Here is a 6439-nt window from a genome sequence, read left to right as displayed (position 1 = left end):
GGGCGTTGCCTTCTACACCCGCGCCAAGGTGGTCACGTCCCGCTGGCCCGAACCCTCCCACGCCTCCGACGCCAGCTACAACTTCCCGTCCAACTGAAGCACCCACCCAGGCAAGGAATGCAACAGACCATGACCGAAAACATGTTGACCATTGGCACCGCACCCGACTCCTGGGGCGTCTGGTTTGCCGACGATCCGAAACAGACCCCGTGGGAGCGCTTCCTCGACGAGGTGGTGGAATCCGGGTACAAGTGGATTGAGTTGGGCCCGTACGGGTACCTGCCCAACGATCCCGCCCGCCTGGCCCGGGAGCTCAAGGACCGCGACCTCAAGGTCACGGCCGGCACCGTGTTCACCGCCTTCCACCGCGGCGCCGCCCAATGGGAGGAAGCCTGGGAGCCGGCCCGAAAGGTGGCTGAACTGACGGCCGCCATGGGAGGTACGAACGTCGTCGTCATTCCCGCCATGTGGCGCGACGACGTCACCGGGGAGGCCGTGGAAAGCGGCACCCTGGACGCCCAGCAGTGGCAGGACCTGTTTGCCGGCCACAACAAGTTGGGGGAAGTCCTCCTGAAGGACTTTGGCTTGAAGCAGCAGTTCCACTCACACGCGGACTCCCATGTGGGCGCCCAGGCGGACATTGAGCACCTGCTCGCCGAAACCGACCCGGCCCTGCTGAACCTGTGCCTGGACACGGGCCACGCCGAATACTGCGGCGCCAACTCGCTGGAGCTGATCCGCAAGTACCCGGAACGCATCGGCTACCTGCACCTGAAGCAGATCAACCCGGACATCCTGGCGAAGGTCAACGCCGAAAACATGACGTGGGCCGCCGCCAACCTGGCCGGCGTCATGAGCGAACCGCCCGGAGGCCTGCCGGACCTGCGCGCCGTCATCGAGGCCGTTGAGGCGCTCAACAAGCCCATCTTTGGCATTGTGGAACAGGACATGTACCCCGTGGCCTTCGACGTGCCCATGCCCATCGCCAAACGGACCCGCAACTACCTGCTCAGCTGCGGCTCACGCACCACCGTCTAGAAAGAAGCATGACATGACTGAAAAACTGCGCGTGGCCGTCATTGGGGCCGGACGCATGGGCGCCGACCACATCAACCGCCTGCGGGACAAAATCAGCGGTGCCGAGGTGGCCGCCGTCGTGGACATCGACGTGGCCCGCGCCGAAGCAGCCATCAAGGGAATCCCCGGCGCCGTGGCCCTGGCCAGCGCCGAGGAGGCCCTGGACAACGGGGACGTCAACGCCGTGCTGATCGCCACCCCCGGTTTCCTGCACGAGGACATCCTGTTCAAGGCGCTGGAGCGGGACATCCCCATCCTGTGCGAAAAGCCGCTCACCCCCGACGCCGCCAGCGCCCTGAAGGTGGTGGAGGCCGAGGCCAGGCTGGGCCGCAAGCGCATCCAGGTGGGCTTCATGCGCCGCTTCGACGCCGAATACGCGGCCCTGCGCGGGATCATCACCGAGGGCAGCCTGGGCGAGCTGCTGGTGCTCCACCACCAGCACCGCAACCCGGACACCCCGCCCGGCTTCACCAACGCCATGCTCATCAACGACTCCGTGGTGCATGAATTCGACGCCATCCGCTTCTTCACGGGCGAGGAAATCACCTCCGTGCAGGTGCGCCTGGGCAAGCCCACCCGCAACGCACCGGAGGGCCAGCACGATCCCCAGCACGTGCTCATCGAAACGGAATCCGGCGTCCTGGCCGACGTTGAAATCTATGTCAACGCCCGCTTCGGCTACGAGGTGGCCACGCAGGCCTCCTTCGAGGACGGCATTGTGAACATCGGCAACGACTCCGGCCCGTACGTGCGCACCCAGGGACGCTGGGGCGGACAGGTCACCCCCGGCTTTGAGGAGCGCTTCGGCGCTGCCTACGACGTGGAGGTCCAGGCCTGGGTGGATGCAGCCCTGCGCGGGGAGATCGGCGGCCCGTCCGCCTGGGACGGCTACGCCACCGCGGCCTGTTGCGAAGCGGGAGTCCAGGCGCAGGCGACAGGCGCGAAGACCGCCGTCGTACTGGCCCCGAAGCCGGCCCTCTACAGCTAGGGAACACCATGAAAATCGCCCTGGACCCCACGCCGTTCCACCACAGCCACGGCCTGCTTGAGTTCCCCCGGGTTGTCGCGGACCTCGGGTACAAGTACATGCAGCTGACACCGCACCCGGACTTCATCCCGTTCTACAACCACCCCAAGGCCGACGACGCCCTGGTCGCCGCCCTGAAGAAGGCCGTGGCGGATGCAGGGATCGAGATTGCCTCGGTGCTGCCCGTGCTGCGATGGTCCGGTCCGGACGAGGACGCCCGCGAGGCCGCCGTGCGGTACTGGAAGCGCGCCATCCAGATTGCCGTGGACCTGGGCGTTTCCACCATGAACACCGAGTTCAGCGGCCGGCCGGAGAAGGCGGAAGAGTCCGAGAGGGCCTTTTACCGCTCCATGGAGGAACTGCTGCCCATCATTGAGCGCGAAGGGATCGACCTGCTCATTGACCCGCACCCGGACGACTTTGTCGAGGAGGGGCTGGCGGCCATCCGCATGATCCGCGGCGTCAACTCGCCCAATGTGGGCCTGGTGTACGTGGCCTCCCACAGCTTCCACATGGCGGACGACCCGCTGGCGATCATGCGTGCGGCCGGGGACAAGCTGCGCCTGGTGCACGTGGCCGACACCATGGACCACCACGCCTCCCACGGGCTGCGCTACATCACCAACCCGCCCGGCAACCCCGTCCGCGTGCACCAGCACCTGAAGATTGGCGACGGCGACGTCAACTGGGAGCAGTTCTTTGGCGGCCTGGCGGAAATCGGCTTCCTGGACCGGGAGGACACCGTGATGGTTTCCAGCGTGTTTGCCGAGGACGACGACGCCGAAAACGTCTCGCGCTACCAGCTGGAGGCCATGAGCAGATTTGTGGCGCAGGCCGGCGAAAAGAAGACTTCGTGACGGGACTTGCCACCGGCCGGGCCGTTTCTCCCGCGGCGGCCGGGCGGAATTCCCCGCCCCGGAAGTTCATGCGGAAGGTGGCGCTGTTCTCCACCTTTGGCGGCCTGCTGTTTGGCTACGACACCGGCGTGATCAACGGCGCCCTGCCGTTCATGCAGCGCGATCTCGGCCTGACCCCGCTGACAGAAGGCCTGGTCACCTCCACCCTGCTGCTGGGCGCCGCCTTTGGAGCCATCACGGCCGGCCGGCTTTCGGACCGCTTTGGCCGGCGCAAGACCATCATGGGCCTGGCCGTCATCTTCGCCCTGGCCACCATCGGCTGTTCGCTTTCCCCAACCACGGCGCTGCTGGTGCTCTCACGCACCGTCCTGGGGCTCGCCGTCGGCGGTGCCTCGGTGATTGTGCCCGTGTACCTGGCCGAAATGTCCCCCGCCGCCCAGCGCGGGCGGATCGTGACGCAAAACGAGCTCATGATCGTGACGGGGCAGTTCCTGGCCTTCACGTTCAATGCCCTGCTCGGCAACCTGTTCCCGGATGCCAGCCACATTTGGCGCTACATGCTGGTCATAGCCACGCTGCCCGCCGTCGTCCTGTGGTTTGGCATGCTGGTGCTGCCGGAAAGCCCCCGCTGGCTGGCCGCCGGCGGCCGCTTCGAGGAAGTCCTGGACGTGCTCCGGAAGGGGCGTGCCCCCGAGGACGTTAAGGGCGAATTCGACGAGGTCCGCGAGGCTGCCCGGGAGGACTACCAGGCCAAACTGGGCACCGTGAGGGACCTGGCCGTGCCGTGGATCCGCCGGATTTTCGTCGTCGGGCTGGGCATGGCCGTCATCAACCAGATCAGCGGCATCAACGCCATCATGTATTACGGCACCACCATCCTCTCCTCCTCCGGCTTTGGGGACCGGGGCGCGCTGATCGCCAACGTCCTCAACGGGGTGGTCTCCGTGGCCGCCGTCGTGGCCGGCATGTACTTCATGTCGCGGCTGCCGCGAAAGTTCATGCTCATCATGGGGCTCAGCGGCACGGCGTCGTCCCTGCTGGCCCTGTCCATCGTGTCCCTGGCGGTGCCCGAGAGCCTGCTCCGCGGCTACCTGGTGCTCCTGTGCATGGTGGTGTTCCTGGCGTTCATGCAGGGCTTCATCGGCTGCGTCACCTGGCTGACCATGGCGGAGATTTTCCCCCTGCACGTGCGCGGGGTGGGCATGGGCATCTGCGTGTTTGTGCTGTGGATTGTGAACTTTTTGATCGGCTTCTTTTTCCCGCAGCTTGTGGCCGGGATCGGGGTCTCCGCCACCTTCCTCATTTTTGTGGTGCTGCAAATCGGCGCCATCATCTGGGTCAAGAGGGTGGTCCCGGAAACCCGCGGCAAGTCCCTGGAAGAGCTGGAACATTACTTCAAGAGCAAGGAAAGCGCATGAAAACCATCACCCTGGGCCTGGTCGGAGTGGGCCGCATCGGCGTCATGCACGCCAACAACATCGCCGCCGTCAACGTACTGCTCTCGCCGGATGTGCGCGTCGAGCTGAAGCTCACAGACGTTGCGGCCGACCATGCCCGTTCGGTGGCGGACGGCCTGGGCGCCGAATTTGTGCCGTCCGTGCCGGAGCTGCTGGCCGCGGGCATTGACGGACTGCTGATCGCCACCGGCACGGCCACCCACCCCGAACTCATCAAGGCCGGCGTGGACGCGGGCATCCCGGTGTTCTGCGAAAAGCCCGTCGGCGTCAACGTGGCCGAATCACTGCCCGTCCTCGACTACATCCGCGAGCACGGCGGCACCGTGCAGATCGGCCACCAGCGCCGCTTCGACGCCGGCTACCAGGTGGCCAAGCGGGCGTACGACGCCGGCGAGCTGGGCTGGATCCACTCCCTCCGCGCCATTACGGGCGACATGACCCCGCCGCCGGTGGAGTTCCTGGCCACTTCCGGCGGGCTGTTCCGCGACTGCTCAGTCCACGATTTTGACGTGCTGCGCTGGATCACGGGCCGCGAAATCACGGAGGTCTACTCCAAGGGTTCCAACAACGGCGACCCCGCCATCGGCGAAGTGGGCGACGTGGACACGGCGCTGGCCGTCATCACCTTCGACGACGGCACCGTGGGCACCGTTTCCGCCACCCGCTACAACGGCGCAGGGCACGACGTCCGGCTGGAAATCCAGGGCTCCAAGGGCTCCGTCATGGTGGGCCTGGACGAACAGGCGGCGCTCCGTTCCGCCGAAGCTGGCATCACCTTCCCCTCCGGCACGGCGCACCAAACCTTCGCGGAGCGCTTCGAGGCGGCCTATGTCTCCGAGCTGGCGGCCTTCGTGGAACTCATCCAGGGCCTGCGCCCCAACCCGTGCACGCCCGAGGACGCCGTGGCCGCCTCCAAGGTGGCAGACGCCGCCCAGGAATCCCTGCTCACCGGGGCACCCGTTCGCGTGGCCCCGTAGGCCGAAGTTGGAGATAACCACCTCCCCAAAGGTCGAGGTTGGAGATTACCACCGATCGAATCGGTGGTAATCTCCAACCTCGGCGGTGAATCCGGTGGTTATCTCCAACCTCGGCGGGGCGGGGCCGGGATTAGCGGGTGAAGGGGAGCCTGGGGTCGATGGCGGCCGCATCCCAGGTCTGGCGGACCCAGCCGTGGTGGGGGTCGTCGCTGATGAGCCACTCGCGCACCGGTCCGGGGCCGGCCATGACGTTGAGGTAGTACAGGTCGTAGCCGGGCGCGGCCATCGCGGGGCCGTGCCAGCCATAGGGGACCAGGATGGTGTCGCCCGTGCGGACCTCGGCCTGGACGTCGATGGGCCGCTCGTCAGAGGCGTACACGCGCTGGTAGCCGATGGCGTCGGCGTCGTCCGGGGCGGGGGAGCCAGCGGCAACCTGGGTCTCGAAGTAATATATTTCCTCCAACGCCGTCTCGCCGTCCTGTTCCACGTCATGCTTGTGGGGCGGGTAGGAGGACCAGTTGCCGGCGGGGGTGATGACCTCGCAGACGATGAACCTGTCTGCCTCCAGGGCTGCGGGCGTGCCGAAGTTGTGGACCTGGCGCGAGCAGTTGCCCGCGCCGCGCAGCTCCACCGGAATTTCCGCGGCCTGGACCAGCCGGGTTGGATACTCCTGGCGGGCGGGCGCGGTTGCGACGGCCACGCGCCCGCCGCCGGCCGAGCTGATGGTGGCGGCCTTCCCGATGCCGGTGTACAGCACGTCCGTGGGCCCGCTGAAAACGTTGGGGCGGCCGGCCAGCTCATGGGCAGTGCCGTCCACCGTGACGGTGAATGCGCCGCTGAGCGGCACCACAATCCGCTCCTCTCCCGCCGCGGGAAGCACGACGGCGGCACCCGGGGCCAGGGTGGCCACCTTCATTCCGGTGTGCGCCCAGCCGCTCACGGTGGTAGCGGAATCGGAGGTTCCCAGGGATACGTCCCAGCTCCCGTCGCGGGCCGAGCCCAGCGGATATACCCAGTCGGTCATGAGTTTCCTTCGTTGTCGGG

At 66.8% G+C, this 6439-nt stretch carries 6 protein-coding genes; 5 read left to right on the top strand and 1 reads right to left on the bottom strand.

Features of this window, described 5'->3' with window-relative positions:
• The first annotated feature begins 129 nt into the window (after positions 1–129).
• The 5 genes from G6N77_RS15140 to G6N77_RS15120 all read left to right on the top strand — a co-directional run bounded on the left by G6N77_RS15140 (position 130) and on the right by G6N77_RS15120 (position 5395).
• Positions 130–1038: a sugar phosphate isomerase/epimerase family protein gene (locus tag G6N77_RS15140; protein WP_165183005.1), complete on the top strand. Its 909-nt coding sequence runs from the start codon at positions 130–132 to the stop codon at positions 1036–1038.
• A 13-nt stretch (positions 1039–1051) separates the two neighbouring features.
• The gene (locus G6N77_RS15135; protein ID WP_165183004.1) at positions 1052–2065 is read left to right on the top strand and encodes a Gfo/Idh/MocA family protein; all 1014 of its coding nucleotides are present in this window, start codon (positions 1052–1054) and stop codon (positions 2063–2065) included.
• 8 nt (positions 2066–2073) lie between these two features.
• Positions 2074–2961, top strand: coding sequence for a sugar phosphate isomerase/epimerase family protein (locus tag G6N77_RS15130; protein ID WP_165183003.1), 888 nt, complete (start codon positions 2074–2076; stop codon positions 2959–2961).
• A 68-nt stretch (positions 2962–3029) separates the two neighbouring features.
• Positions 3030–4379 (top strand): sugar porter family MFS transporter, encoded by a 1350-nt coding sequence (locus G6N77_RS15125; RefSeq protein ID WP_165183009.1) that lies wholly within the window; start codon positions 3030–3032, stop codon positions 4377–4379.
• Complete coding sequence (locus tag G6N77_RS15120) at positions 4376–5395, top strand: Gfo/Idh/MocA family protein (RefSeq protein ID WP_165183002.1); 1020 nt, start codon at positions 4376–4378, stop codon at positions 5393–5395. The genes G6N77_RS15125 and G6N77_RS15120 overlap by 4 nt, the downstream gene beginning before the upstream one ends.
• 130 nt (positions 5396–5525) lie before the next feature.
• Here the strand turns inward: G6N77_RS15120 and iolB are convergent, their stop codons facing one another.
• The gene (gene iolB / locus G6N77_RS15115; RefSeq protein ID WP_165183001.1) at positions 5526–6419 is read right to left on the bottom strand and encodes a 5-deoxy-glucuronate isomerase; all 894 of its coding nucleotides are present in this window, start codon (positions 6417–6419) and stop codon (positions 5526–5528) included.
• Positions 6420–6439 lie beyond the last annotated feature (20 nt).

This window comes from Arthrobacter silviterrae (assembly GCF_011045165.1).
Taxonomy (GTDB): domain Bacteria; phylum Actinomycetota; class Actinomycetes; order Actinomycetales; family Micrococcaceae; genus Specibacter; species Specibacter silviterrae.
This window is presented reverse-complemented; position numbering and strand designations above follow the sequence as displayed.

Coding starts and splice junctions, on each gene's coding strand:
- G6N77_RS15140 (WP_165183005.1), top strand. CDS start 130: ATGACCGAAAACATGTTGACCATTGGCACCGCACCCGACTCCTGGGGC.
- G6N77_RS15135 (WP_165183004.1), top strand. CDS start 1,052: ATGACTGAAAAACTGCGCGTGGCCGTCATTGGGGCCGGACGCATGGGC.
- G6N77_RS15130 (WP_165183003.1), top strand. CDS start 2,074: ATGAAAATCGCCCTGGACCCCACGCCGTTCCACCACAGCCACGGCCTG.
- G6N77_RS15125 (WP_165183009.1), top strand. CDS start 3,030: ATGCGGAAGGTGGCGCTGTTCTCCACCTTTGGCGGCCTGCTGTTTGGC.
- G6N77_RS15120 (WP_165183002.1), top strand. CDS start 4,376: ATGAAAACCATCACCCTGGGCCTGGTCGGAGTGGGCCGCATCGGCGTC.
- iolB (WP_165183001.1), bottom strand. CDS start 6,419: ATGACCGACTGGGTATATCCGCTGGGCTCGGCCCGCGACGGGAGCTGG.